The sequence below is a fragment of the Vreelandella olivaria genome, assembly GCF_023507745.1.
GTDB classification, from domain to species: Bacteria; Pseudomonadota; Gammaproteobacteria; order Pseudomonadales; family Halomonadaceae; genus Vreelandella; species Vreelandella olivaria_A.
Window position 1 is genome coordinate 21,419 of record NZ_JALPZO010000118.1, and the last position, 26,314, is coordinate 47,732.

General features: G+C 54.0%; 25 protein-coding genes. 24 read left to right on the top strand and 1 reads right to left on the bottom strand.

Annotation, left to right across the window (positions count from 1 at the left end):
• Positions 1-5: 5 nt before the first annotated feature.
• The 7 genes from fkpB to HP566_RS12050 all read left to right on the top strand — a co-directional run bounded on the left by fkpB (position 6) and on the right by HP566_RS12050 (position 4,572).
• Entirely contained in the window at positions 6-449 is a 444-nt protein-coding gene (gene fkpB / locus HP566_RS12020) for an FKBP-type peptidyl-prolyl cis-trans isomerase (protein ID WP_249977504.1), read from the top strand.
• A 200-nt stretch (positions 450-649) separates the two neighbouring features.
• Positions 650-1,639, top strand: coding sequence for a 4-hydroxy-3-methylbut-2-enyl diphosphate reductase (gene ispH, locus HP566_RS12025; RefSeq protein ID WP_249977505.1), 990 nt, complete (start codon positions 650-652; stop codon positions 1,637-1,639).
• 62 nt (positions 1,640-1,701) lie between these two features.
• On the top strand, positions 1,702-2,103 hold the full coding sequence (locus HP566_RS12030; protein WP_249977506.1) for a type IV pilin protein: 402 nt from the start codon (positions 1,702-1,704) through the stop codon (positions 2,101-2,103).
• Entirely contained in the window at positions 2,104-2,514 is a 411-nt protein-coding gene (locus HP566_RS12035; protein WP_249977507.1) for a type IV pilus modification PilV family protein, read from the top strand.
• 12 nt (positions 2,515-2,526) lie between these two features.
• Entirely contained in the window at positions 2,527-2,985 is a 459-nt protein-coding gene (locus HP566_RS12040; protein WP_249977508.1) for a PilW family protein, read from the top strand.
• A gap of 35 nt (positions 2,986-3,020) precedes the next feature.
• Positions 3,021-3,500 carry a pilus assembly PilX family protein gene (locus HP566_RS12045; RefSeq protein ID WP_249977509.1) on the top strand — a complete coding sequence of 160 codons (480 nt, stop codon included), beginning with the start codon at positions 3,021-3,023 and terminating at the stop codon, positions 3,498-3,500.
• Between the two features lie 49 nt (positions 3,501-3,549).
• Positions 3,550-4,572 (top strand): tryptophan--tRNA ligase, encoded by a 1,023-nt coding sequence (locus HP566_RS12050; protein ID WP_249977510.1) that lies wholly within the window; start codon positions 3,550-3,552, stop codon positions 4,570-4,572.
• 65 nt (positions 4,573-4,637) lie between these two features.
• On the opposite strand, the gene HP566_RS12055 is transcribed toward HP566_RS12050, so the two are convergent.
• Positions 4,638-5,156, bottom strand: a complete 519-nt coding sequence (locus HP566_RS12055) for an Hcp family type VI secretion system effector (RefSeq protein WP_249977511.1) — start codon at positions 5,154-5,156, stop codon at positions 4,638-4,640.
• 624 nt (positions 5,157-5,780) lie between these two features.
• Between HP566_RS12055 and tssB the strand changes: the two genes are divergently transcribed.
• The 17 genes from tssB to HP566_RS12140 form a co-directional block, all read left to right on the top strand.
• Positions 5,781-6,287, top strand: coding sequence for a type VI secretion system contractile sheath small subunit (gene tssB, locus HP566_RS12060; RefSeq protein ID WP_249977512.1), 507 nt, complete (start codon positions 5,781-5,783; stop codon positions 6,285-6,287).
• A gap of 55 nt (positions 6,288-6,342) precedes the next feature.
• Positions 6,343-7,824: a type VI secretion system contractile sheath large subunit gene (gene tssC / locus HP566_RS12065; RefSeq protein ID WP_249977513.1), complete on the top strand. Its 1,482-nt coding sequence runs from the start codon at positions 6,343-6,345 to the stop codon at positions 7,822-7,824.
• A 15-nt stretch (positions 7,825-7,839) separates the two neighbouring features.
• Positions 7,840-8,271, top strand: coding sequence for a type VI secretion system baseplate subunit TssE (gene tssE / locus HP566_RS12070; protein WP_249977514.1), 432 nt, complete (start codon positions 7,840-7,842; stop codon positions 8,269-8,271).
• 18 nt (positions 8,272-8,289) lie between these two features.
• The gene (gene tssF / locus HP566_RS12075) at positions 8,290-10,053 is read left to right on the top strand and encodes a type VI secretion system baseplate subunit TssF (RefSeq protein ID WP_249977515.1); all 1,764 of its coding nucleotides are present in this window, start codon (positions 8,290-8,292) and stop codon (positions 10,051-10,053) included.
• Positions 10,017-11,039, top strand: a complete 1,023-nt coding sequence (tssG, locus tag HP566_RS12080) for a type VI secretion system baseplate subunit TssG (protein WP_249977516.1) — start codon at positions 10,017-10,019, stop codon at positions 11,037-11,039. Before tssF ends, tssG begins: the two co-directional genes overlap by 37 nt.
• A 2-nt stretch (positions 11,040-11,041) precedes the next feature.
• On the top strand, positions 11,042-12,415 hold the full coding sequence (gene tagH / locus HP566_RS12085) for a type VI secretion system-associated FHA domain protein TagH (protein ID WP_249977517.1): 1,374 nt from the start codon (positions 11,042-11,044) through the stop codon (positions 12,413-12,415).
• Complete coding sequence (tssJ, locus tag HP566_RS12090) at positions 12,412-12,951, top strand: type VI secretion system lipoprotein TssJ (protein WP_249977518.1); 540 nt, start codon at positions 12,412-12,414, stop codon at positions 12,949-12,951. The genes tagH and tssJ overlap by 4 nt, the downstream gene beginning before the upstream one ends.
• The gene (tssK, locus tag HP566_RS12095; RefSeq protein ID WP_249977519.1) at positions 12,951-14,285 is read left to right on the top strand and encodes a type VI secretion system baseplate subunit TssK; all 1,335 of its coding nucleotides are present in this window, start codon (positions 12,951-12,953) and stop codon (positions 14,283-14,285) included. Before tssJ ends, tssK begins: the two co-directional genes overlap by 1 nt.
• A 3-nt stretch (positions 14,286-14,288) precedes the next feature.
• Positions 14,289-15,131: a type IVB secretion system protein IcmH/DotU gene (gene icmH / locus HP566_RS12100; protein ID WP_249977520.1), complete on the top strand. Its 843-nt coding sequence runs from the start codon at positions 14,289-14,291 to the stop codon at positions 15,129-15,131.
• 8 nt (positions 15,132-15,139) lie between these two features.
• Entirely contained in the window at positions 15,140-17,788 is a 2,649-nt protein-coding gene (gene tssH, locus HP566_RS12105) for a type VI secretion system ATPase TssH (protein ID WP_249977521.1), read from the top strand.
• 4 nt (positions 17,789-17,792) lie between these two features.
• Complete coding sequence (locus HP566_RS12110; RefSeq protein WP_249977522.1) at positions 17,793-19,388, top strand: sigma-54 interaction domain-containing protein; 1,596 nt, start codon at positions 17,793-17,795, stop codon at positions 19,386-19,388.
• The gene (vasI, locus tag HP566_RS12115) at positions 19,385-20,038 is read left to right on the top strand and encodes a type VI secretion system-associated protein VasI (RefSeq protein ID WP_249977523.1); all 654 of its coding nucleotides are present in this window, start codon (positions 19,385-19,387) and stop codon (positions 20,036-20,038) included. The genes HP566_RS12110 and vasI overlap by 4 nt, the downstream gene beginning before the upstream one ends.
• 11 nt (positions 20,039-20,049) lie before the next feature.
• Positions 20,050-21,504, top strand: coding sequence for a type VI secretion system protein TssA (gene tssA / locus HP566_RS12120; RefSeq protein WP_249977524.1), 1,455 nt, complete (start codon positions 20,050-20,052; stop codon positions 21,502-21,504).
• A 38-nt stretch (positions 21,505-21,542) separates the two neighbouring features.
• A complete protein-coding gene (tssM, locus tag HP566_RS12125; protein ID WP_249977525.1) occupies positions 21,543-25,193 on the top strand; it encodes a type VI secretion system membrane subunit TssM in 3,651 nt (1,216 codons plus the stop codon).
• Positions 25,177-25,767 (top strand): GNAT family N-acetyltransferase, encoded by a 591-nt coding sequence (locus tag HP566_RS12130; protein ID WP_249977526.1) that lies wholly within the window; start codon positions 25,177-25,179, stop codon positions 25,765-25,767. The genes tssM and HP566_RS12130 overlap by 17 nt, the downstream gene beginning before the upstream one ends.
• Positions 25,768-25,832: 65 nt before the next feature.
• Positions 25,833-26,120, top strand: a complete 288-nt coding sequence (locus HP566_RS12135) for a type VI secretion system PAAR protein (RefSeq protein WP_249977527.1) — start codon at positions 25,833-25,835, stop codon at positions 26,118-26,120.
• 1 nt (position 26,121) lies between these two features.
• Positions 26,122-26,314: hypothetical protein (locus tag HP566_RS12140; protein ID WP_249977528.1), on the top strand; the 193-nt coding region annotated here is incomplete at its 3' end.

Here is a 26,314-nt window from a genome sequence, read left to right on the forward strand (position 1 = left end):
ACGGCATGGACTATCTAATCGACGACGGCATGGAAATTACCCTGCACTTCACGCTGAAGCTGGAAGATGGCACGGTGGTCGACTCCACAAAAGAGAAGGCCCCTGCTACTTTTCAGTTTGGTGATGGTAATTTACCGCCTGGGTTTGAGCACCCCATTAAGGGCATGGCCGCGGGGCAGAGTGGTACATTCCAGATTACCCCGGAGCATGCATTTGGCCAGCATAATCCGCAAAATATTCAAACGCTGAAGCGGGCCGATTTCGGCGATGACGCACCGGAAATCGGTATGGTGATGTCATTTGCGGATAAAGCAGGAACGGAATTGCCTGGCGTGGTCAAAACCATTGAAGGTGATCGTGTCGAGGTGGATTTCAATCATCCGCTCGCAGGTCGTACGTTAACATTTGAAGTTGATGTGTTGGGTGTTCAGCCCATTACCAAGCATTAATGGATATGTGAAAATTTACACTCACTAAGGAAGTGCTGATTTATGTTATGAACGCAGGCAAGACTAGGCGAAATCAGGCGATAAAGCGCAGTTTATAAGTAATAAATGAGCATTTTGAGCATGGCTTCAATACCGTATTGCCAAGCGTAATAGTAAATCAGTGTTTCCCTAAACGATGCGGTATGCATCTAGGCGCTTTTATGCAGTCATCAGAGACATCTCAGCCATCGCAACCCGTACAGATCAAGCTGGCCAACCCCCGCGGCTTTTGTGCTGGCGTGGATCGCGCCATCGATATTGTTAATCGCGCGCTGGATGTCTTCGGCCCGCCCATTTATGTGCGGCACGAGGTGGTGCATAACCGCTTTGTGGTAGAGACCCTGCGCGAGCGGGGTGCTGTGTTTGTGGAAGAGCTTGATGAAGTACCTGATGACGTTATCGTTATTTTTTCTGCCCATGGCGTATCGCGAGCGGTGCAGAAAGATGCTGAGCGGCGTGGCCTGAAAGTATTCGATGCTACCTGTCCACTGGTTACCAAAGTGCATATGGAAGTCCTGCGCTATGCCAAGCGCGGCCAGGAGTGCATTTTGATTGGTCATGAAGGGCATCCTGAAGTGGAAGGTACCATGGGGCGTTATGATACCTCCCATGGCGGCCATATCTATTTGGTGGAAGATGAGCAGGATGTTGCCAAGCTCGCGGTTAATAACCCATCGGCACTGGCATTCGTGACGCAAACCACGCTGTCCATGGACGACACCGCCAAAGTGATTGACGCACTAAGAGACAAATTCCCTGAGATTCAAGGCCCCCGGAAAAACGATATTTGCTATGCCACGCAGAACCGTCAGGATGCGGTGCGGGAGTTGGCAGCAGATAGTGATTTGGTACTGGTCGTGGGAAGCCCGAATAGTTCCAACTCCAACCGCCTGCGGGAGCTTTCCGAGCGGATGGGTACACCCGCGTATCTCATCGATAACGCAGACCAGATTGAGGCTGCCTGGTTAGAAAATGTCAGCCGAATCGGTGTTACTGCGGGTGCCAGTGCTCCTGAGGTGCTGGTCAAAGGCGTAATCGATAAGCTACAGGCACTAGGTGCGCAAGCGCCTATTGAGCTTCAGGGGCGGGAAGAGAATATCACCTTCTCGATGCCGAAAGAGTTACGTGAGCAAGTGATTGTAAGTGGTTGATGCATCCTGTATCGGTTTGCGACATACTCGAAGTATGATTTAGCCGATACAGGAGCCTCTCGGTGACTCATTTCTTTTATTGCCGCGTGGGTGGCGATAAGCAACGCCAGTGCGGTTTTACACTGATTGAACTGCTTATTGCTGTGGTGATCATTGGTATCATCGCGGGTATTGCTTACCCCAGTTATAACCGTTATGTAGAGCGCTCCTTACGAACCGATGCCAAAGCCGGTTTACTGCAGGCTGCAGCTGAGCTAGAGCGTTGCTATTCCCGTCGTTATACCTACGCAGACTGCACAATAACCACTATCTCCCCCGATGGTAACTACACAATGGCCACCGTTACTGGCAGTAGTGACGATGGTGGTTTTTTGGTCACTGCAACCACTACCCGGCAGGATGGTTGTGCAGAAGATTTATCGCTGAACGCCCGTGGTGAGAGGCTGCCCGAGGCGTGTTGGTAAATGAATCACCAGCATGGTTTTTCTCTGGTTGAGTCGCTGGTCGCCTTAGCGATTCTGGCATTTGGGCTTATCGGTGTGGCTGCCATACAGCTAAAAGCACTACAGAGTGCCCATGCTGGGTATCAGAGTGCACTGGTTAACGTTGCAGCGATTGATGCCCAAGAGAGGCTCTGGGCAGCACTGGCAGATAGTAACAGTTGTCTTGATATATCGCTGGGTGCGGTAGAATCGGCATGGAAAAGCCACTGGTTTTTGAACCCTGATACAGCGGTATTACCCCAGGTAAACTCAGCGCTTAGCGGTATTTCCAATGTGGGATGCCACTTTACCCTGCGCATTTATTGGTCACCTTCAGCAGATGAAGAAGCGGTTGAGCTGGTGTATGAATTTCGTTTACCAACCGGCTCCTAAGGAAGCGTGCTCATGGATGTGCAGCGCGGTTTTACGCTAACCGAATTGCTGGTTGCCCTGGTCATCAGCGTGACTGTCATCCTTGGTGCGGGTCAGCTTTTTTTAAGTGCATTAATCACCTTCAGGCAGGTGGATGCGCTGGGTCGGCAGCAGGAAGCGTTGGTATATACCTCGGCAATGCTGGCTGATGCGTTACGCCGTCGCCATGCTGTGAATGATAGTGGTGAGTCACTCTTCCATCTGCGGTGCATCAGGTTGGAAACGGCTTGTCGCTGTACCGTTCAGGATATGCAGGCAGCACAACCGCTGGTCTCATTTGATAAACCGGGCAGCGCTGTTTGCGAGAGGGACGAGCCATTGGGCCGGGTGGATGGAAGTGGTGGTATTAGTGTGGTGTCATTGCCGCTTGGCCCCCAAGGGCGGGAGGTGAGCTTTTATGTCACTCACCGGGGCAGTGTGCTGGGACACTAGTGCTGGTAAAAAGATAAAGCTGAAAGGATCAATACATGCAGTATCAGCAGCGGGGGGCAGCCCTGGTCATGGTGCTGGTTTTGCTGGCCAGTGCGCTGATGGTGGGCATTATGGGCGGGCAGACGGGGCTGGTCGGGGAGCGTTTGGGAAGCAACTATCGAGTCTTAACCTTAGCCCAGATGCGTGCTGAAGTTGCTGCGTTACGGGCTATTGAACAGTTTGCAGCCCTTGAGTGGCACGATGCACCGCTTATCAGCGATCGGTTGGCTGTGAGGTGGGAAGAGTACTCGGCTCATCCTTTGGCCACACTGGTTGATGAAGGATGTTCGCAAAAAGCATGCTTGTTTATACCAGTGGAGCGTGATGGTCAGCAGTGGGCGATGGCAATTGGTGCAGTGATACAGCCCGAACCGAATGGTGGCACACTGTTAGCCCAGAGTCTGCCGATCTTCGTGCGCTTTGAAAAAATGAATGAAAGCGCTACAGGAACAAAAGCGACGGTTATTTGGCATTAAGTGTACAATGGCGTATCGTTTTTGACCTTTATTCTGCTGGATCCACACTATGAGTCAGACAGCCAAAACCCGCGTGCTGACCGGGATTACCACGACCGGAACTCCCCACCTTGGTAACTATGTCGGTGCTATCAAACCCGCCATTGAGGCAAGCCAGGATCCGAACGTGCAATCGTTCTACTTTCTTGCTGATTTCCACGCGCTGATTAAATGCCAGGAGCCGAAGCGTGTTCAGGAGTCACGTTTGGAAATAGCGGCTACCTGGCTCGCTTTGGGGCTCGATACCGACAATGCCATTTTCTATCGCCAGTCGGATATTGTTGAGATACCGGAGCTGATGTGGTTGCTCTCCTGTGTGTGTGCCAAAGGTTTGATGAACCGTGCCCACGCTTATAAGGCAGCGATGGCTGATAATGAGGAGGCAGGCAATCAGGACCCCGATAAAGGCATAACGATGGGGCTGTTTGGTTACCCTGTACTGATGGCGGCCGATATTCTCATGTTTAATGCCAACAAGGTACCGGTTGGGCGTGACCAGATTCAGCATATTGAAATGGCGCGGGATATCGCAGGACGTTTTAACCACCTATTCAAAGGGCAGTACTTTACTCAGCCGGAAGCGGTGGTGGATGAAAAGGTGGAGGTACTGAAAGGATTGGATGGACGCAAAATGTCCAAGAGCTATAACAACACGATTCCGCTTTTCTCATCCGAGAAAAAACTGCAAAAGCTTGTGCGTAAAATCAAGACCAATTCGCTGGAGCCGGGTGAGCCCAAAGACCCTGATAGCTGCACGTTGTTCCAGATTTACTCGGCATTTGCCAGTAATGAGGAAGCAGCATCACTGCGTGAGCAGTATGCGGCGGGAATCGGATGGGGGGATGCCAAAAACCATGTGTTTGAGTATTTGAATGCGCACTTGAGCGCGCCACGTGAACGCTATAATGCCCTGATGGAAGACCCGGCGCATATTGAAGCGATATTGCAGAAAGGTGCCGAGCGTGCTCGTGAGGAGGCCACCATAACGATGGATCGCCTGCGTTCAGCCGTTGGTTTGGGGCGTTTTGTGTGAACCACTGACAATTTTTAAGCAAAAGGCCCTCCTGATGGAGGGCCTTCTTTGTGCTGCGGCCTGGCTTAGCTTTCGATGGGCGCGCGCCAGTCGTCAGAACCAGAGGTGCCGGCAACCGTGTGTTCCCAATCAATTTTACGGTACGCCAGAGAGACGTCCATCAACTGGGTGAACTCAGACTTGCTGATGTCCTGGGCATGAGGCATACGCAGGTTGATGTCCACAATAGTGGCATCGGTCAGCGTAGTGGTGAAGAAATGCTCTTGTTTACCTTCAATGGAAGTGCGGTACCACTTCAATTCTACGTTAGGCAGCATTTCACCAGAAGCCAGTGCGTTGTACATCAGCGGAACGGCTTTGTTGAGTGCCACAGTGAAGATAAACGGCTTGTGAGCGCGTTGGCCGGAAGGCTGGCCTGATTGTGGGTCAGTAGGAACCGTGACAACGTGTTTAAACTCTTGAACCAACATCTGGTCTTCATGACCTTCAACGTAGATGTTGCCTACGGAATCAGGAGTAAAGGCTCCGGCGGTGATGTTGCCCTGAGTCTGGCCTTCAATGCTGATATAACATGGAGTTGGCATAAGTCTGCTCCTTGACGGAATGAATGAAATTGTCCTGTGGACGGTACGTAGGAAGCAAAACATAGGCCAAATTTATATTTTTATTTTATAACAATGTCTTAATGTATTTAAAAGTGTGTTTTTATTTTTAATTAGGCAATTATTTGCCCGGTTTTAAGCAATGAGTTGCCAGTTGGCAATTCATTGCTTAATGGTTGTGATGAATAAGCATATATTGTGTTGGCTGTGCTTTAAGCGGCTTTCAAATGTAACTTAATAGTTGTTTTTGTGCTTTGTAGAGACAAAACAAACGTATGATTTGATCGTTCTTGACTCTTCTGCAGTCATTTCCTTCACCCCATTTGTAGGTGATTTCAGTCTTTTTCCTTAAGAGATTGCCGATAAAATTTGTAAGAAATATCTTACAAATTTTAATTAGTAGTTTTTTATCGACGCTTTCGTCCTCTAAAATCGCTAAATGTCTTCGAAATGTTGCTAACTGCATTTTTGGTGATCGCTTGCTCTGCTTCTTCTCTGGTTGGGGGCGAGTGGAAGCCTGTTGGAAAGATTTTGCTGAATTGGTTATCTTCCCACGATTAAGAAACATTAACGGTTACATTTGGTCACTTATCCAAGGCAAATATTATGGCTAAGCAAGGAACTGTCGCGCCCAAAGAGCGCATTAACATTAAATATGTGCCAGCTACGGGCGACCAGCAGGGAGATACTGAATTACCACTTAAACTTATGGTGGTTGGCGACTTTAAAGGCGGTGGGGAAGACACTCCTATTGAAGAGCGTCAGGCAGTCTCTATTGATAAAAATAATTTTCAATCGGTGATGCGAGAAGCGGGTTTGTCACTACAGGCGGTAGTACCTAATCGCCTTGAGGAAAGAGATGGGCCTGCTGATATCGCCGTCGACTTGTCCTTCAAGTCACTCGAGGACTTCTCTCCCGATTCGGTGGCAAAGCAAGTTCCTGAACTGCGTAAACTTGTGGAATTGCGAGAGGCCCTGGTGGCTCTGAAAGGGCCGCTGGGCAACGTTCCTGCGTTCCGTGATCGTTTGCAAAAGCTGCTCGAAAATGATGATGCACGCCAGCAGCTTCTCAATGAGTTGGAGTTATTAGATACAGATCGTAAAAGCGATTGACGCCGGTAATGGGTTGCGTATCGATTACACAGCATAACGATTTCGAGGCAGAACGATGAGTAAAACGGCTAAGCAACAGGCAACGGTAGCAGTGTCAGAAGAGGAGGTGTCGCTTCTTGACCAGGTCATGGCACAAACGCGTATGGCGCCTGCCGATGAAGGGTACGATGTTGCCAAACAAGGGGTGGCGGCTTTTATTGTAGAGCTTCTGAACAGCGATAGTGCTACCCCGACTGTCAACAAGGGGCTTGTTGACAGCATGATTTTAGAGCTTGATCGCAAAATCAGTCATCAGGTTGATGAGATACTGCATGAAAGCAACTTTCAGCAGCTAGAGTCGGCTTGGCGCGGCCTGAAGCTTCTGGTTGACCGCACTGACTTCCGTGAAAACATTAAGCTGGATATGCTCCATGCCACCAAGCAGGAGCTATTGGAAGATTTTGAGTTTGCACCCGAAATTAGCCAGAGTGGTTTATATCATCACGTTTACAACGCGGGCTACGGTCAGTTTGGGGGCGAGCCGGTCGCCGGCATTATTGGGCATTATGACTTTTCGCCATCCACACCCGATATGAAGCTGTTGCAATATACGTCTGCTGTTGGTGCCATGGCCCATGCTCCTTTTATGTCATCCGTTGCTCCTTCATTTTTCGGTATCGACAGCTTCGAAGAACTGCCCAACATCAAAGACTTCAAGGCTATCTTCGAGGGTCCCAAATACGCCCGCTGGCGCAGCCTGCGTGAGTCCGAAGATGCCCGTTACCTGGGGTTAACAGCGCCTCGCTTCCTGCTGCGAACACCTTATGATCCGGTTGAAAATCCGATCAAGTCCTTTAACTATCGTGAAAACGTTAGTGAAGACCACGAACATTACCTATGGGGTAATACCGCCTATTTGTTGGCCGACCGCTTAACGGACAGCTTTGCCAAGTATCGGTGGTGCCCCAATATTATTGGCCCCCAAAGCGGAGGGGCGGTCGAAAACCTGCCCGTTCATACCTATGAGGCCTTTGGTCAATTGCAGGCCAAGATCCCTACAGAGGTGCTGATTACAGACCGCCGTGAGTTTGAAATGTCAGAAGAAGGCTTTATTTCGCTGACTATGCGCAAAGGTAGCGATAACGCAGCCTTCTTCTCCGCTAACTCTGTGCAAAAGCCCAAAGTATTTCCGAATACCGCTGAGGGGAAAGCGGCAGAAACCAACTTTAAGTTGGGCACGCAACTTCCCTACATGTTCATCATTAATCGCTTGGCGCATTACGTGAAAGTGCTTCAACGCGAACAAATCGGCTCTTGGAAAGAGCGCCAGGATCTGGAGCGTGAGCTTAACGTCTGGATTCGTCAGTACGTTGCCGATCAGGAGAATCCGCCAGCAGATGTACGCAGCCGCCGCCCGTTGCGCGCAGCCTCCATCCAGGTTTCGGACGTTGAAGGTGATCCAGGCTGGTATCAAGTCTCCATGGCAGTTCGACCCCACTTTAAATATATGGGCGCTAATTTTGAGCTGTCTCTGGTTGGACGACTCGATAAGGAATAAGGGAATGAAAGCGCTATGGCAATGGATAACGGTGGGCGATTAGGGAGCCGATTGTTTGAACGCCTCGCAGCACCTCACCAGTTTGAGGGTTACTCAGAAGAGAGCCTGTTGGGTGAGGTGGTGGTGTCGATCAAACGCCACCTTGTGGATTTGCTGAATAGCCACCCTGGAAATAGTGCCTGCGTGCCGGAACTTGGCCTGCTTGATTTCAATGATGCCACCATCGGTGTGCTCGATTTGGAACGCAATATAAAGCAGGCCATTCGGCACTGTATCGAGTGCTATGAACCGCGTGTGCAGCGTGTGGATGTGGAGTCGCTGCCTAACTCAGGGGATCCGCTCCAACTACGTTTTCAAGTGCATGCTACGGTGGCATTGGGGAAAAACAGCACTCAGACCACGATTGATCTGTTGCTCAATAACAAGCGTTATCAGTGTCTTAACTGATATGCCCGAGGGGCACTAATGCTCAACCGCTATTATCGTGATGAACTTAATTTTCTAAAACGGCAGGGTCGGGAGTTTGCTGAGGCAAACCCAGGCCTTAGCCGCTTTTTGTCTGAGCGTAGCACTGACCCGGATGTAGAGCGCCTGTTAGAAGGCTTTGCTTTCCTTACTGGGCGCATGCGTGAAAAAGTTGAGGATGAGTTTCCTGAACTTACTCACTCATTAATCAGCATGCTTTGGCCGAACTATCTCCGTCCAGTGCCAAGTATGACCGTTGTTCAATTTACCCCCACCTGGCACGCCTTAAGCCAACAGCAGCAAGTGAAAAGAGGTACTGAGCTTGCCAGCGTGCCGGTAGAAAACACACCCTGCTTGTTCCGTACCTGTCATGACGTGTCGCTTTATCCAATGGCTCATGCGGGTGTTAATGCACGTCATACCAGGGAAGCATCCATTGTTGAGCTGGCAATGGAAGTTCACAGTGATCAGCCAATGAATACGCTTGGGGTTGACACCCTACGGATACACCTGGGAGGAGATGGATATACCGCACGCACACTCTACCTATGGATGAGCCACTATCTGGCGAAACTGGAGCTTGAAATCGATGGAGAGCGGCGAACGCTGCCGGTGAATTCCCTGCGCGCGGTGGGGTTTGAGAGTGATCAGGCGCTGTTGCCCTACCCACGCAATGTGCACCAGGGGTATCGCATACTGCAGGAGTATCTCTGTTTTCCAGAGGCATTCCACTTTTTTGACGTCCAAGAGCTTGGCCCGGCGCTTCCCGCCGCCACAGCCAGCAGCGTGACATTACGCTTTGTGTTTTCTCGTCCACTGCCCACGGATGCGCGCGTACAGGATGAGCACTTAGCACTCTACTGCACGCCCGCCATCAATCTCTTTGCGCATGATGCTGAGCCGGTTGACCTGACGGGGGAGCGCAGTGAATACCGTATTCGGCCCAGCAGCAAAGCCCCGTCTCACTATGAAATATTCAGTGTGGATAAGGTGGTTGGTCGACTGGATGGGGAGCAGAGCAGCTCACAGGCTTCCACTCGGCGTTATGTGCCTTTTGAAAGCTTTCAGCACCAAATTGAGCGAGATAGAGGGCGTGCAGCACTGCACTATCGCGTGCGGGTCTGCAATAGCGTGAGAGGTGATGGTTTCGATCATGATATCGCTTTTATACGTGGCGATGAGCCATTGTGCATTGGGCGCCGTGAAACCATTTCCCTGGGAGTGACCTGTAGCAACCGGGAACTACCTGAGCAACTGACGATTGGTGATGTATGTGTAGATACAGCAGAAAGCCCTACATTCGCTAAATTCCGCAATATCACTCGGCCTACGCCTGTGCTGCGTCCGGCCATCGACGACGGTTTGCTGTGGGTCCTGATTTCCAATTTGTCGCTTAATTATCTTTCGCTGCTGAATCGTGACGCGCTGTGCTCCGTTCTCAGCGCTTACGACTTTCGTGCGTTGGTGGATCGTCAGGCTGAGCGTGTTGCACACAAACGGTTAACGGGGATTGTTGATATCGAGACCCAGCCCGTTGACCGACTATGCAAAGGGCTGCCTGTGCGTGGCTTGCGCTCGGTAATGACACTTGACCAAGACGCTTTTGGAGACGAGGGCAGCCTGTATCTTTTTGGCAGTGTATTAGCACGCTTTTTATCCCTGTACGCCAGTATCAACTCATTTCATGAGTTGCAGGTCATCAATCGTCATAACCAAGAGCGCTATGTATGGAGCTTACAAGTGGGGCAGCAGCCTCTGATGTAGCGCTGGCGCCTTTGTTTAATGGGGCGCGTCGCTACGAGTTTTTTCAATTGGTTGAGCTGTTGCACCGCCATCATGGTGATGATCTGGAACAACGGCGTGGCGGTAGCGTGCCTGTATTTCAGCGAGTGCGTTACAAAGCATCAGCATCGCTTGGGTTTCCCGGTAGCGATGTACTGACCTTGGGTATTAATGAAAGTGGTCAGTATGAAATGGAAGTTAGCTTTTTAGGATTACAGGGTGCCCAGTCTCCGTTGCCCAGCTACTACCTGGAAGCACTGGCGCATGAGTCTGCGCACCAGGAGGGGGCCGCTGGCGATTTTCTGGATTTTTTTAACCACCGCTTGCTGACGTTAATGCACCGCAGTTGGCGGAAATATCGCCACTACGTGCGCTACCAGGATGACGCGCAGGATAGCTTCTCAGCAGCAGTCTTTTCCCTGGTTGGCCTTGCGGACAACAATCTGCGCGGTGAAACGCCGATTAACTGGAGCAAGATGCTGGCCTATGCCGGGTTATTGGCAGGGCGTACCCGTTCACCCGATGTTGTCAGTGGCATTGTGAGCCACTGTTTTGATTTGGCCAAGGTAGAGATTGATCAGTGGATTCACCGTTGGGTGGACATTCCGCCGGACCAGCGCAGCCGCAATGGCCTTTCTGGCATGACGCTAGGAGAGGATATGGTCGCAGGCGAGCGGGTGGCGGATGTTAAGGGCAAGTTTGTGCTATGCCTCAGAGGATTAAGCCTTGCCCGCTTTCGAGACTTCTTACCTGATGGAGAAGAGCATCAACCACTAAAAACATTAGTGAGTTTTGTTCTGCGGGAACCGTTGGCTTATGACCTGGAGCTTGAGCTGCTTGAGAGTGAGGTAAAGCCCATGCGCTTAGGTGATATGGGTTCCTGTCAGTTGGGTTGGACAACCTTTGTTGATCCTGATGGTGACGACATGTCTGCACGTCGCCGCGTACATATACAAATGATGAGTTAATCATGCATGCCGATCCATTAGATGCCATTACGCTGGTCGTTTTGAATAGTGAGCAACTTGAGGGGCGTTCATCCAGCAGTCACGTCTTCCATGCAGAGGGAGGGACACTGGGTTGCAGCGATGTAGATAACTGGTTGCTGCAAGACCATGTTGGAAGAATTCAGCCTCAGCATGCCGAAATTCTCAAAATTGATGGCAAGTTTTGCTTGGCGGACCGTAGTGGGCACACCTTTATTAATCGCGCAACGCTGCCGGTTGGGCGCAACCGAAAAGTCGCGCTGCGTGATGGTGACGAGTTAACCGTGGGTGAGTATCGGTTGAAGGTGCATTTAGGGGACCGCCAAGCATGGCAGCCAGGTATTCATTCTCTCACCACGCTGATCAATGAAGAGCAGGAAGATGTGACTGCGGATGGAGCATGGCCCAAAGGCAGTGGAGATGTTTTGCATCATCAAACCAAACAGGAAGATCCCATAGAGGCATTAGGCGGCGTAATCCCTGGCTCGCTACAACATGACCCTATGGTGGCACTGGACCGGGGGACGCCACAGCTGCCGGCTATTGAGCCCTTGGAAGCCATGCCGGTTTCTCATCGTGGCCACCGAGGAGAGTGGCAGCAGCAGGAGCGGCGTGGTGAAGCGGTGCGTCTTCCCGATATTAAACCCTTAAACGGCACAGCAGTGCAGAGGAGCAGTGACATGGATGAGCGGCAACTGGACGACCTGGAGCGCTCTGTTGGTGAGCAATTGGAGGATCGCTGGCAGAAACCGATAACACAGGCGCTTGGCCATGTAGGTGCTGACCCATTACTAAGGGGATTAGGCCTAGACCTGCCTTTTCGGGATAGCGAAGAGCAGCAGGCTTTCCTTGAAGAAGCAGGACAAACACTACGTGCCACCATCGATGGACTGCGTTTATTACAACAGTCCCAAAACGATAGTAAATACCCACTTCGTGATCGTCGGCTACAGCCGATCGAAGATAATCCTCTGCGCCTTGGGCTGAGCTTTGATGAAACCGCTGAAACCATGTTTTCTGCGCAACGCAGCCCTGTTCACCTATCTGCCCCCGAAGCCGTTTCCGAAAGCTTACGCCATCAGGGACAACACCAGGCTGCTGTTGAAGAAGCTATTGAGCAGGCTCTTGGCGCCATTCTGGGAGCATTCTCACCGGAGGCGCTGCTTAAGCGTTTCCATGCTTACCGGGGGGCGGGTAACCGCATTGAGAATGAAGGTGGCTGGGCGTGGGAGATGTACCAGCACTACTATCGAGAGCTGAACTCTGGTCGCCAGCAGGGCTTTCAAAAACTGTTTTGGGAAGTATTTGAACAGGCTTACGACCAGTCAGTTCGTCGACAGCAGCGGGAGGAAGCATGAGCACGCCCGGCGTAATGCGGATTGCTGGGCTGTTTTGTCTTCTCCTGTTGCTAACGGGCTGCGCTTCAACCTGGGAGGCGACAGGTAAGACATGGCAGGTGATCCGCGATCCATCAATTCCTGTGGGTTATCCGGAAGACAGGCCCACACGCGTCGATTTGAGCATGGTAGCAGAGCCTAATGTGAATCCCAACGTCGATGGGGAAGGAACACCGCTGCGCTTTCAGGTACTGCAGCTGAAAGACGATTCTATGTTGATGGCTGCCGATCTAAGTCAGTTACAACGGGATTTAGAGGAAGCACTGGGCACCAACTACTTGACCCATGACGATTTCACCCTGTTGCCAGGACAGTGGAAATTCTATGAACCCTTCGAAATTGATGAAGAGACGCGCTATATCGGCATCATCGCGTTTTATGCAACGCCGAACGAGGCAGAGTGGAAAAAGGTGGTACGCGTATCAAGCCGGGGCGAGCACTACCACCTGCTGGTTCACCTCCGCGATAGCGAAGTAGAACTAAGGAAGGAGGGGTAATGGTCAGCCGAAACCGTGTGGTGTGGAGTGAAGGCCTGTTTATCAAGCCCCAGCACTTTCAACAGCAGCAGCGTAGTCTGGAAGGGTTGATAGATACGCGGTTAAAGGGGGTAAGCCACTATTTATATGGCTTTCTCTCCCTTGAACTCAATAACGAATTTCTCAGTTTTGGGCGGATAGCCATTAGCCGGGCAAGTGGTGTGATGCCGGATGGTGTGGCATTTCACCTGCCTGCCGACGATGTTGAGCCAGCACCGCTTGAAATCAGTGATGCGAGCATCACCAATCAAGTGGTCTATTTAGGCTTGCCGTTAGCAACGGATGGAGTGGGCGAAGTGCGATGGCCTGACGACGATCTGCCTGCCCGCTATCGTCTGTTAACCCGCAGCGTGCGCGATCTTCATTCTCGTGATGGCGCAACGGCGGAGTTGGATGTTGCGCGGGTGTCACCGCGTCTGCTGCTGGAGAAGGATGACCGCAGTGGTTATGCATGTCTTGCCGTGGCACGCATTGTTGAGCGTCGCCCTGATGGCAGTCTGGTACTGGATGAGCAGTTCCTGCCAACGCTGCTGAACGTGCAGGCGGCACCAGGACTGCAGCGGTTTGTGGGGGAAATGGCGGGCCTGATGCGTGAGCGGGCCCGTAATATTGCTCAGCGTCTTTCCACACCACATCAGGCTGGGGTCGCGGATGTAGCCGATTTTATGCTGCTGCAACTACTGAACCGTGCACAACCGCGGTTTCAGCATCTGGCGCGCCTGGGGCAACTGCATCCAGAGCGGCTCTACGACACGATGCATGAAGTTGCCTGTGAGCTGGTCACATTCACCGATGAGTCTCGGTTGCCGCCCGAGTGCCCGGCTTACAACCATGACCACCCCGAGCAAGCATTTCGCCCATTAATGAAAATGTTGCGGCAGGCACTGTCCACCGTGCTTGAGCCGCGTGCGGTCGCCATTCAGCTCCAGGCGCGCCGGTTTGGTTTGTTGGTCGCGCCGCTATCGGATCTCAGCTTAATCGAATCCGCAGAGTTTATCCTCGCTGTTCGGGCAGATATGCCAAACGAACGACTGCGCAAGTTGTTCCTACAGCAAACCAAGGTGGCCAGTGTCGAGCGCATTCGTGACCTCATCAGTCTACAGCTCCCTGGTGTACCTCTCGAACCACTGCCGGTAGCACCTCGCGAGCTGCCCTATCACGCCGGTTATACCTACTTCCAGTTGGATCGCCAAAGCGAAGCCTGGGGAATGCTTAACGGCGCCAGCGGATTTGCGTTTCACGTTGCCGGGGAATTCCCAGGTTTGGAAATGCAGTTCTGGGCTATCAGGAGTTAAACCATGCAGCACCTTGTCACTGATGAGCAACACGCGAGCCAGCATCTCGCCTCCCAGCAGAAGGTTCGCCATGAGGACCTAATCAATGAGCGTGGCCTTGATCACCTGATTCACAGCCATGCTGAACAACTGGATGCAGACGAAGATTATTGGTTCCGGTTGCGTGGACATAACCTCAATCCCCTGGTGGATGCTGCCAGCAGCCTGTTAGGGATGGTGGTAAGGGTACGCCAGTTGGAAAGCGCAGGCGATGTGGAGCGCCTCTATCGCCAGGTGGTAGATGAAATTGCTGCCATTGAGATTGAACTGACGGAGCAGGGGTACGACCGGGCCACACTGCTTGCCTATCGCTATGTGCTCTGTTCCTTCATTGACGAGGCAGTCATGGGGATGCCATGGGGGCGCCAGAGCAAATGGGCAGAACACTCTCTGTTAACCCGGTTTCATAATGAAACCTGGGGTGGTGAAAAGGTGTTCTCCATTTTGGCGCGTTTACAGCAGGAGCCCCAGCGCTACCGGGATATGCTGGCATTCATTTATCTATGCCTGTGCCTTGGGTTCGAAGGCCGCTACCGAGTTATGTCCCATGGTCGTGAAGAGTATGAACAAATTGTTCGGGCGCTCGGCGACCAGCTTGCCTCGCTGGAACAACCTGCTGAAGAAACCCTGACACAACCACTTAAAAATGTGGTGCAAGGGCGTCAACGGCTTTCCTTAAATTTCCCGACCTGGGGTATTTTTGCGCTGTTTGGTGTTGCCATGGTGGCGGCTTATTTGGGCTTTTCCTGGTCCCTCGACCAGCAGGCCGAACAAATCACTTCTCTTCTTAACCAACTTTATCGCTAGGAGTTACCATGCTCAGGGTAGAGCTACCGGCACTTATTGGCCGTCTCAATACCATTGCTCGCCAAGGGCTGGAGCAGGCCGCCGTGCTTTGTGCACAACAGCAGGCGCCTGAGGTCACCGTTGGGCATTTGCTACAGTCAATGCTCGACCAGCCCCTATGCGATGTGCGCAGCATTTGCGAAAGCGTTGATATCGATATTGCCGCGTTGCGTTCCCAACTGGCTGAAGAAACGCGTCCACCACATAATGTGGAAGTCATTACGCCCAGCTTCTCTCCGCTACTGATTGAATTGTTACAGGATGCCTGGCTGCTTGCCTCTACGGAGTATCAACACCGTACGCTGCGTAGCGGAGCCATCTTCACCGCACTATTGCATAACCCGGAGCGCTACCTGGGTGCAGGCTCCGTGCGTTTGCTATCCGACATCAACCGGGAAAATTTGCGCCGCCACCTGGATCGTATTACCAGCGACTCAGCAGAAGCTCCCCAGGAAGAGACCACAAACCCAGCGCGTCAGGCTGTGCCAGGGCAGGGGGATGACAGCGCGCTGGCACGCTTTGCGACCTCGCTAACCGAGCAGGCCCGCAAAGGGGAATTGGACCCTGTCTTGGGGCGCGATCCTGAAATTGACCAGATGCTCGATATTTTAGGACGCCGCCGTAAAAACAATCCCATTGTGATTGGCGATGCAGGGGTCGGTAAAAGTGCAGTGGTGGAAGGGTTGGCGGCGCGTATTGTTGCCGGTCAGGTGCCTGTTGCATTGGCGGGTGTCGAGCTACTCACCCTTGATTTGGGGGCACTTCAGGCCGGTGCCGCTGTTAAAGGTGAGTTTGAAAAACGCCTAAAAGCCGTTATTGATGAAGTTAAAAATGCGCCACGTCCGACACTGCTCTTTATTGATGAAGCACACACGTTGATTGGTGCGGGCAATCAGGAAGGCGGGGGTGATGCCGCCAATTTGCTGAAGCCTGCACTGGCACGTGGTGAGCTGCGCACTATCGCTGCCACAACGTGGCGAGAGTACAAAAAGTATTTTGAGAAAGATCCTGCCCTGTCGCGCCGCTTCCAGCCTGTTGCGCTTTCCGAGCCAAGTGTCGAGCAGGCACTTGTTATTTTGCGTGGTCTCCGGGATGTGTACGAGCGTGCCCATGGTGTACTGATCGGCGATAGTGGGCTACGAGCTGCCGCCGGGCTTTCTGCCCGCTATCTGGCAGGGCGGCAGTTGCCGGATAAAGCCATTGATGTGCTGGATACCGCCTGCACACGGCTGGCACAGGCTCTGGATACCCCACCCCGTAAGCTTAGCCACCTGCAAAGCGAGCATACCGCCGTACTGCGTGAGCGTGACCAGCTGGCCCGTGAGCAACTACTGGGCCGGGAACCCGATGCATCCCATCGCCAGGCACTCAGTGAGCGACTGGAAAAGCTGGAAACCGAGCTCACCGAACTGCAAGCCGCCTGGCAGGAGCAGCGCGAATGTGTAGATGCCATTGTGGCCCTGCATCGCCAGTTACTGGAGGTGGATATTCAGCGTGGCGATAGCGCGTCTGACGACCACCAGGATGGCGAACACTCCCGAGCACAATTGCAGGCGGAACTGGTCGAACGCGAACAGCAGTTAGCACGTCTTCAGCACGCCTTTGCACTGGTCAATCCCAGTGTCGAAGAGGCCCAGATTGCCCAGGTGGTTGGTGATTGGACCGGTGTGCCCGTTGAGCGGATGACCAGTGACGAGTTAACACGCCTCACCGAGCTTCCCACCTATCTTGGTGAGCAAATCCAGGGCCAGGACACCGCTATTGAGCGGATTCATCGCCACCTGTTGACAGCTCGAGCGGACCTGCGTCGGCCAGGGCGACCATTAGGTGCTTTCCTGCTGGTTGGCCCCAGTGGTGTGGGTAAAACAGAAACCGTGGTGCAAATTGCCGACCAGTTATATGGAGGCCGACAATTTCTTACCACCATCAATATGTCCGAATATCAGGAAAAGCATACGGTTTCCCGATTGATCGGCTCACCGCCAGGTTACGTTGGGTTTGGCGAGGGAGGGCTGTTAACCGAAGCGATACGCCAGCGTCCCTATTCGGTCGTACTGCTGGATGAGGTCGAGAAAGCACACCCCGATGTGCTCAACCTTTTCTATCAGGCCTTCGATAAGGGCGAACTGGCGGATGGTGAAGGGCGGCTGATTGATTGCAAAAACGTACTCTTCTTCCTGACCTCTAATCTTGGCTTCGAAGCCATTGTTACCCATGGCGATGATGCCTGTGCTCTTGATGCCGCGCTTTACCCTGTGCTGGCAGAGTTCTTCAAGCCAGCACTGCTGGCACGTATGGAAGTGGTTCCCTACTTGCCGCTTGATGGCGATACTCTGCGGGAGATCGTGAAAGCCAAGCTTAATACGCTGGCTACGCGGATTCGTGAGCGCCACCGTCAGGCTGAAGTGGTGCTGGAGGATGCGCTGGCGGAAGCCATCTGCATTCGGGCTACCCGAAGCGAAAATGGGGCTCGCATGCTGGAGTCAGTCATTGATGGAGAGTTACTGCCGCCGCTTTCGCGGGCACTGCTTGAGCGTATGGCACGCCGTGAAACAGTTGCAAGTGTGGTGTTAGGTGTTGACTCAGAGCACGGCACCTTTACCGCGGAGGTAGCTTAACGCCATGACGCTGCCTGCTGCCAACGCTTCAGCTATTTCGGAAACTTTGCTACCCGCCGAGCTGGCGGCAATGCCGTTAGCTCTGACGCTGGTAGAAAGCAGCTCCGCCACCGTGCTGCGCCAGCAAGCGGCGCAACTGCTGCAACAACATCTGGGACTGGCTTTGGCGGAGTGCCTCTATATAGAAGGTAGTGGCCGCTGGTTGGGCCGCGATGGAGATGATGAGCAGTATGATTGTGGGGATTTTAATCACCCTTATGCCCATGTCATTCGTAGTGGCAAGGCATTGGTGCTCAGTGTGTCGGATGCGCGTATTCGCTTGGACCACCCTGGCTTCCAGGCACAGGTGGCACCGTTAGGGGCTGCCATGCACTTACGGATTCTGCCGTTGCGTGCTGTGGATGGCAGCCGTGAATGGCTAGGCGTAATGCTGCTGGCAGGTGAGCAGGCACAGTTGGCTGCGCTGAAAGAAGACCCCGGTATGGCTGCTTTTGAAGCTCTGCTATGTCGCTTATGGTCGCGTCTTGCCCGTGAACAGGGCGAACGGCAGCGCTCACGTGTGCTGCAAGACTCCCTGGCCAAGTTAAACGATGGTGCTCGCCGCCAGGCGTTGGCGGACCAGCTGGCAGACGACCTGCTTGGTCAGTCAGAAGCGATGCAGGCGCTACGCAGGCACGTGATCCGGGCGGCAGAGACAAATTTAGCCGTGTTGCTGCAAGGGGAAACCGGTACCGGAAAGGATCGTGTAGCAAGGGCAATTCACCAGTTTTCCAGCCGTGCCACAGGGCCTTTTATGGCGATTAACTGTGCCGCCATTCCAGAGGCCCTGCTGGAGTCGGAGCTATTTGGCCATGCCAAGGGGGCATTTTCAGGTGCTGACCATGCCCGTGAAGGCCTTATTAGCCAAGCCGACGGCGGCACACTGTTCCTGGATGAAATTGGCGATATGCCACTTGCCTTACAGGCAAAACTGCTGCGTGTACTGGAAAGTGGCCGCTACCGACCGCTAGGGGCGAGTGAGGAGCGGTGTGCCGACTTACGCCTGGTGGCTGCTACCCACCAACCGCTGCGTGAGCAAATTCGCGAGCAGCGTTTCCGTGCCGATCTTTACTACCGACTGGGGCAGTTCCCTATCACCCTGCCAGCACTTGCTGAACGCAAAGACGATATTGCTCAACTGGCACAGTCATTTATTACCGATTTCTGTGCACGGGAAGGGCGCGATGAAATGGGGGTTACGCCCGCAGCTCTGCGCTTGTTGCACAGAAGAGAGTATCCGGGAAACGTCCGCGAACTTAAAAACGTCATTGATTACGCCTGTGCCATGACCCCTGAAGGTGTCGATATCGATGCCTATGTATTACCGGGTGATCAACAAAATAGCACCCAGGAAGCCGTGGGCACGCTAGAGCAGTCGGCGCTCGCACTACCCGACGACATTGATGACCTTCGCCAAGCACTGCGTGACGTGGAGTCTGCCATTATCCGCCAGCGGTTACGGCGGTTTGGTGGCAATCGGGCTCAAGCGGCGGAGAGTCTCGGCTTACCGAAGCGAACACTGGCCCATAAATGCCAGCTACTGGAACTGGATACCAAATGAACGCGATGTTGCTAAAACGCCAGTGGCCCATCGGTGGCTTGCTGATGCTTAGTGCGCTAATCAGCTCGCCACTACAGGCTGAAGAGTATGGCGCTCTTTTGGAGCGTGCCCAGGTGTGTGCAGAAGCGTCTTCGCGCCTGGAGCGGCTGAACTGTTACGACGCTATTTTTCAGGAGGTACCCCTCACCGACGAAGATGCTGAGTTGCCTGATCTATGGCACGCCATTGAACGCCAGGAGGGGGAACGCAGAGACGATAACGTCGGGTTGATCGTTCAGCAGGCAGGCGATGATGTGCTGATCAGCGTACCTGCACTGGGTACCACGCCGCCCCGGCCTATTTTGGTAATGGCGTGTGAAAAGCTGATTACTCGCTTTCAGCTACATGTCCCGGTACCCATTAATGATGCCAGGGTCGATGTGCAGCTGACGGGTAATGGCAGCGTTGTTCAGCAGCAGTGGCGGGTGCGGGACGGCGGCCGTGTGGTAAGCGGTGGGCGAGGCTTACCTGCCATTGATACGCTTCGTCAGTTGCTTGATGCCAGCGAAGTTACGCTGCGCAGTGAGGTCGCTGCGCTGGATGGACTGCGTTTTGATGTGACGGGCCTGCGCCAGGAAATTCAGCCGCTACGTGAAGCGTGTCGTTGGTAAGGGAGTTGGATATGCGTATTACAGCAGAGCCTCATCTAGCCCCGCTACTGGCACCGTTGCCTGCAAACGCAGATGGGTACCCCGTGGGGGAACCGCTTGAGGATAGCAACGACTACCTCCTGTTAGACGAAGAAATGATGAAGATCGGCTCGCTTCAGCACGCCAACGTTGAGTGGGAAACTGCCGAAGGGTTAGCGATCCGAATGTTGAGTGAACGTGGTAAGGACCTGAAGGTGCTTGGGCACCTGATGCACTGCATGCAGCACGGTGGGAATGGCGTGCGTTTTGCGCTTTCGCTACGGCTTCTTGCACGCAGTATTGATCAACCGTGGTGGGAGCACGCCTACCCGTTTGCGGGTAAACGTGGAGCCAAGTTACGTCCCCGTTTATTCCAGCAGTTCATCCAGCGCAGCGTCAAACTCGTCGCGGGACTCGATTTTCACAATGCTGAGGATGAGTTCGAAGCGTGCCAGGCATCACTTGACGAGCTGCAACAGCAAGTTGTCGAAAAAGCGCTGCCTGATCAAGCGGTAGAAGAGCTAAGCCGGCAATTAAAGTTACTTCGCCAGACGCAGCAGGCTCCTTCTGCTCCGGCGAAAACAGCGTCTGAACAGGCAAGTGCCCAGCCTGCCACCAACCAGGGCGGGGGAATCTCGACAACTGCCTCATCCAAAGCGCCAGAGCTACGCCTGGAGGCGGGTAATGAACGCTCGAATCGTCAGGCGTTACTCAAAATGGCCGAGTTTCTTTGCGAGCAATCGCCGGGGGAGCCGTTAGCGTATCGGCTACGCCGTTATGCGGTATGGAGCACCATTCAGGCGCTCCCAGCGGCCAAAGAGAATGGCAAAACCGAGCTGGCGCCGGTCTCTGCTGACCGTATTGCCGATTATCGCGAAGCTCTGGCCCGGGGCGGGGATAACGAGCTATGGCAACGCATTGAAAATAGTCTGGCGCTTAGCCCCTATTGGCTGGAAGGGCACAGGCTAAGTGCCGGACTGGCAAAGCAACTGGGCCACCCCCGCTGCGCTGAAGCGATTCGTGATGAAACGCTGCGTTTTGTGGAGCGGTTGCCGGGGATTGGCTCCCTGACCTTTAACAGCGGCGTTGCCTTTGTTGATGACGAAACAACCCGCTGGCTACACAGCTCGGGTAGCGGCACAGGGGCAGCTCATGGTGGGAACGACGCATGGCAAGCAGGCCTGGAGGAAGCGCGTGAGGCGATGGAAAGTGGTGATCTGTCCTCTGCGCTCAAAGTATTGGATCAAGGACTTAGTAGCGCCCGTTCACCCCGGGATAGCGCCTACTGGCGCTTGGCCAGTGCCGAATTGTTACATGAAGCAGGGTTAGAGAGTTTGGCGCAACAGCACTACCGAACGTTGTACCAAACGGTAACGGACCTGGTGCTAGAACAGTGGGAACCAGCGTTGGTATCACGCCTGAAAGCAGCAATCCAAGAGTCGCACTGACAATGGTCATCATCAAAAGGGACGAGGGATAAAGGCTAATGTGGTCAACATTAACATCAAAACTTAGCCGTTGGGTGCCAGGCATGTCGCGGGCACAAACAGCGCACAACCGGGCCAAGGCTCGCGGTAATAAAGCGAAAGGGCTATTGAGGCTCTCAACGCTGCTATGGGTGGTACTGCTGGTCGTGTTAGTGGCGGCTATCTGGTGGCTTGGGCCAAACTGGGAAGTGAGGGGAGTGATGCCACTTGCTCCCTTGACCAACCGCTTGTTGGCAACCCTGTTTGTTGTCACCTTGGTGGCCGTGATATGGGGTATACGATTGGCTCGCCGACTGCGCGCCCTGGATGATGAGCGCCAGATGGAAGAGGCGCGGCAGAAAGATCCGGTTATGGCTCAGGTCGAGCAGCAGGAAGAGTCCCTTAATAACGTGCTGAGCGAAATTACCGACAGCTTGGGGGGCGGCAGTGGGAGCCGCTATCGCTTGCCCTGGTATTTGGTGATGGGGATAGAGAACGCCGGTAAAACCAGCCTAATCAATCGTTCAGGCCAGAATTTCGCGCTTACCCATGTTATGAAAGCCTCTGGGCAAAACAGTAAGCAGGGTGAGTTAGGCTTTGATTGGTGGATTGGTGATAAAGCCATCCTGATTGATCCCGATGGCGAACTGTTGACCCAGGGCGCCATGAAAGACGGGGAGCCAAAAGCGCTGGAAAGCCGGTTGTGGGACCACTTTGTTGAATGGCTTGAGCGCAATCGTGCCCAACGCCCGTTGGATGGTGTTGTATTGGTGCTGGATCTGGCCCGTTTAAGCCATGCCCAGGTTGCCGTTCGTAAAGCCTATGCGGCACTGCTGCGCAGCCGTTTGCGCGAGCTGATGGAGCGCCACGGCACCCGGCTGCCGGTATATGTAACGTTCAGCAAGATGGACTTGCTGCACGGCTTTGATGATTTCTTCCGTCACTACTCCCGAGCCGCACGCAAGGCTCCCTTGGGTTTCACCTTTACGCCTGCCTCTATGGATGTGCCCGGAAAGTGGGAAGCTGAATTTGAAGCCGATTACGATGCCATGCTGGCGCGTCTGAATCAGCTGTTGCCCACCATGCTGTCTGAGTGCCGCGACCGCGAAGAGCGTGAATCGGTATTCCGCTTTGTCCGCCAGTTGGCGGGTTTGCGGGATGTGCTTTTTGGGTTCTTAACCGAAGCGCTGTCCAGCGACCGTTTCTCAACCGCGGCGATTGTACGCGGCACCTATTTTACCTCGGTATATCAGCAGGGCGTTCCAGAGGATCCCTTTGTGGTTGCCGCCGCCCGTCGCTATGGCATGGAGGATAGTGTTCAGCCTGCTCACCGTGCTACCCGTAGTGCGCTTTACTTTACCGAAGAGCTGTTTGATAACGTCATCTACCCTGAAGCAGGGTTAGCAGGTGATAACGCCCGGGTTACTCAGCAACGCAAGCGTGCCAGAACGATGAGTCTTGTGGTCTGTTTGATCATGGGTATGGGGCTGGTGGGAGGATGGGCACACTTCTATCAAAAAAACAGCGTGTCACTGGCCGCAGTTGAAGAGCGGGCGGAGACATTCCTGGCTACCCGGCCCGAGGCGTTTCAAAGTGATGATCCTACCGGTTATGAGCTTTTAGAGCCGCTCGACAGGCTGCGCTATACCCTGCAAACCTTTGATGGCTATCGTACCCATACACCTTATCTGGCGGATATGGGGCTATATCAGGGGCATGTCATTGGTGCCCAGGTAGAGCGCGCCTATCTCGCCATGCTCGAACACCAGTTCCTGCCTGCCTTGATGATCGGCATCATGGACGATATGAACCGCGCCGAAGAAGGCAGTAATGCAAAGCTGGCGCTACTGCGTGTACTACGCATGATGTCCGATGCCAGTGGCCGCCAGCCCGAGCGGGTGGAGCGTTTTATGGCACAGCGCTGGCAGGGGTATTTCCCTCAGCGGGGTGATGTACAGGAACGGCTGCTGACACACCTTGACTACGCCATGCGGCACAGTGATCTGGAAGGCCGTATTGCCGAGGGAAGCCAGCGTGCCGAGCAGGCCATGGCACCTCTGCAGGGCAGTATCGCGGCGGCCCAGGAAGAACTGGCGCGCCAGCCCATTGATGAGCGCGTATACACAGCGCTAAAAGCGGCGGGCAGTCGTCAAGGTGAACCGCTGGATCTACGGCGCAGTGTAGGCATGCTGTTTGATACTGTCTTTATGGCCCGCAATGATGACCCAGAGCATGTGCGCTTGCCGCATCTGGTGACGCGCGATGGCTTCGAAAACTACTTTCTGCAAGAGCTTGATCGTGCCTCTGAGCTGGCGTTAATCGATGCATGGGTACTGGGCCAGCGTGACAACATCAATTTCAGTGATGCCGATAAACAGCAACTGCAAACAGCACTGCGTGAGCACTATGTAGGCGACTATCACGCCAGCTGGCGTGATGCTTTGCGTAACACCCAGTTAGTGCCCTTGCCAGATATTCGCCAGGCTATCGTAGTGGCGGATGCCCTGGTCGGTTCACAACGCCCTCTTGACAGACTCCTGGCGGCTGTTGAACGTAATACCAGCCTCTACCCTGAACTCCCCAGCGATGATGAGCAGGCCCGTGAAGCGCTCAGGCAGTCCCAGCGCTATCAGCTTGCGTTTGCCATTGAGCAACCGTTTACCCCCATCAATCAACTGAGTCAGGCCCGTAACGACAATCCTTCTTCGCTTGACGAGATTAAAGCAGCCGTGACGGCGTTGCGTGATTACCTGCTGGATATTGAAGAGTCGAGTGATACAGGGCGCGCGGCCTTCGTTACCGTGCGCGATCGGTTATCGCTGCGAGGTAATGACCCCATCTATAACCTACAGCGCATCGCTGATAACACACCAGAGCCGGTTGGCCGCATGCTGCACGATCTGGCAGACCAAAGCTGGCAACTAATGATGGTGAGCGCCACCCGTCACCTGGAAAACCAGTGGCTGGATGACGTGGTCGCGCCGTATCAGCAACGTCTGGCTGGCCGCTACCCGCTGTCACCCACTGCCAGCCAGGAAGTGGCACTCAGCGATTTTGAAGACTTCTTTGCCCCGGGGGGTACGCTGGATGCGTTCTACCAAGATAGCCTAAAACCCTTTATTGAAGGTGCCCCTGAGTATCTGGTAGATGCCGAGGGTAATTCGCTATTGCGGGAAAGTCTTTATACGGCTGTCCAGCAGGCGGAGCAGATTCGGCGTGCTTTCTTTAGCCGTGATGGTGCGCTGGATGTGGAGTTCGCCCTGGAGCCTATCAGCTTAAGCCCAGACAAGCGGCGCAGTGTGATCAGCGTGGATGGGCAGTTGATTGAGTATGCTCATAGCGCCAGCCAGCGGGTGTCGATGATTTGGCCCAACGCCCTGCGCGGTGGCACGGAAAGCCGTATCACCATGGTGCCCAGTGAGGTTAATCGCTCACCACGCAGCGTCGCACAAGATGGCGCCTGGGCATGGTTTCGTCTTCTGGAGCAGGCGGATATCACCAGTGTAAGCGAACGCGAGCTGGAACTACGTTTCAATGTGGATGGCGGCACAATGCGCTATCGCCTATTTGCTAATGGGGCGCCTAACCCCTTCACCCGCCCGCTGGCGGCGGGCTTCCAGCTCCCATCCGCCCTGTATGCAGAGCGAGGTAACAATGCTGACCAAACTTAAACAGCTGTTTACCTCATCAGGCTCCCATCAACCTGCCACTCGGCATAAACGGCAGGGCGGTAAACAGTCTCGTCCTCTGGTAGATGCCCGAAACGAGGATATCGATAGTTTTATCGAAGCCGTCTATCAAGCCGATGCAAAGGGACGCTCCCCCTGGGTGCTTCGTGACAGCAGCGTGTTGGAAACGTTGCGTCGTGCGCTTGAATTCACCGTGCATCGCGGCCTGTGGCTACAGCGGGAGGAGGGGCAGGTGGCCCATTGGCAGGGCCGCCTGCTGGCACTTCGCCATGGAGAAGGGCCGCCCCTCGGTATGGTGCTGGCCTGTCGGCCTGATGATGAGGCCGCCTGGCAACTGCGCTTTTTTTATATCAGCCAGGAGTGGAAAGGCAGTGGGCACGGTACGCGGCTGCTGATGGCCGTTCGACGCAGCTTAAGTGGTGTGCCGCTGCAAACGCGTTTGCCGATGGTGTGCCACTCGGCTATCGATAGCCTGGAAGCGGCGGGTTTTACCCGTCAGTACGTCGACGCCTTTGATGTTGCCTGCTACGAGGCCCCCGCTAAATGGGATGAGTGAGTCGATTCGTAAGGTGATCAAACAACGAGCAGGACGAATAAGCAGAGCCGAAAGGAGTAGCAGTAATGGGCCAGAAATTTGTATTAGTGGGTGATATGGGCACCGACCACGATGGTTTTCCTCCCACCCCCGTTCTCTCCGGCAGTAGCACGGTTTTTATGGACGGTAAGCCGGTTGCTCGGGTAGGTGACCCCCTGGAGCCTCATGACAAACCCAAACACCCGATGCACCCAAGGACGATCGCAGCAGGCTCTGGCTCCATTCTCATCGACGGTAAGCCAGCTGCGCTATCGGGCCATGCGGTTGACTGTGGTGGCGTAGTGATTGGCTCTGGCTCAGGGGAAGGGAGTTAAGATGACGAGCACGGGACTGCACTTCACCATCACACTGCCCGGCGTGGATGAGATCGCGGTGATCGATTTTACCCACCGGGAAGCCCTCTCCCAGCCCTTTGAACTCACCGTTAATCTGGCAAGCCGGGACAGCAACCTGGATGCCGCCGAGCTGCTGGACCGTGAGGCCTGCTTAACCATCTGGCAGGATGGCC

Excerpts from the sequence above, each read along its gene's own strand:
- fkpB (WP_249977504.1), top strand. The coding sequence starts at position 6 with ATGGACTATCTAATCGACGACGGCATGGAAATTACCCTGCACTTCACG.
- ispH (WP_249977505.1), top strand. The coding sequence starts at position 650 with ATGCAGTCATCAGAGACATCTCAGCCATCGCAACCCGTACAGATCAAG.
- HP566_RS12035 (WP_249977507.1), top strand. The coding sequence starts at position 2,104 with ATGAATCACCAGCATGGTTTTTCTCTGGTTGAGTCGCTGGTCGCCTTA.
- HP566_RS12040 (WP_249977508.1), top strand. The coding sequence starts at position 2,527 with ATGGATGTGCAGCGCGGTTTTACGCTAACCGAATTGCTGGTTGCCCTG.
- HP566_RS12045 (WP_249977509.1), top strand. The coding sequence starts at position 3,021 with ATGCAGTATCAGCAGCGGGGGGCAGCCCTGGTCATGGTGCTGGTTTTG.
- HP566_RS12050 (WP_249977510.1), top strand. The coding sequence starts at position 3,550 with ATGAGTCAGACAGCCAAAACCCGCGTGCTGACCGGGATTACCACGACC.
- HP566_RS12055 (WP_249977511.1), bottom strand. The coding sequence starts at position 5,156 with ATGCCAACTCCATGTTATATCAGCATTGAAGGCCAGACTCAGGGCAAC.
- tssB (WP_249977512.1), top strand. The coding sequence starts at position 5,781 with ATGGCTAAGCAAGGAACTGTCGCGCCCAAAGAGCGCATTAACATTAAA.
- tssC (WP_249977513.1), top strand. The coding sequence starts at position 6,343 with ATGAGTAAAACGGCTAAGCAACAGGCAACGGTAGCAGTGTCAGAAGAG.
- tssE (WP_249977514.1), top strand. The coding sequence starts at position 7,840 with ATGGCAATGGATAACGGTGGGCGATTAGGGAGCCGATTGTTTGAACGC.
- tssF (WP_249977515.1), top strand. The coding sequence starts at position 8,290 with ATGCTCAACCGCTATTATCGTGATGAACTTAATTTTCTAAAACGGCAG.
- tssG (WP_249977516.1), top strand. The coding sequence starts at position 10,017 with ATGGAGCTTACAAGTGGGGCAGCAGCCTCTGATGTAGCGCTGGCGCCT.
- tagH (WP_249977517.1), top strand. The coding sequence starts at position 11,042 with ATGCATGCCGATCCATTAGATGCCATTACGCTGGTCGTTTTGAATAGT.
- tssJ (WP_249977518.1), top strand. The coding sequence starts at position 12,412 with ATGAGCACGCCCGGCGTAATGCGGATTGCTGGGCTGTTTTGTCTTCTC.
- tssK (WP_249977519.1), top strand. The coding sequence starts at position 12,951 with ATGGTCAGCCGAAACCGTGTGGTGTGGAGTGAAGGCCTGTTTATCAAG.
- icmH (WP_249977520.1), top strand. The coding sequence starts at position 14,289 with ATGCAGCACCTTGTCACTGATGAGCAACACGCGAGCCAGCATCTCGCC.
- tssH (WP_249977521.1), top strand. The coding sequence starts at position 15,140 with ATGCTCAGGGTAGAGCTACCGGCACTTATTGGCCGTCTCAATACCATT.
- HP566_RS12110 (WP_249977522.1), top strand. The coding sequence starts at position 17,793 with ATGACGCTGCCTGCTGCCAACGCTTCAGCTATTTCGGAAACTTTGCTA.
- vasI (WP_249977523.1), top strand. The coding sequence starts at position 19,385 with ATGAACGCGATGTTGCTAAAACGCCAGTGGCCCATCGGTGGCTTGCTG.
- tssA (WP_249977524.1), top strand. The coding sequence starts at position 20,050 with ATGCGTATTACAGCAGAGCCTCATCTAGCCCCGCTACTGGCACCGTTG.
- tssM (WP_249977525.1), top strand. The coding sequence starts at position 21,543 with ATGTGGTCAACATTAACATCAAAACTTAGCCGTTGGGTGCCAGGCATG.
- HP566_RS12130 (WP_249977526.1), top strand. The coding sequence starts at position 25,177 with ATGCTGACCAAACTTAAACAGCTGTTTACCTCATCAGGCTCCCATCAA.
- HP566_RS12135 (WP_249977527.1), top strand. The coding sequence starts at position 25,833 with ATGGGCCAGAAATTTGTATTAGTGGGTGATATGGGCACCGACCACGAT.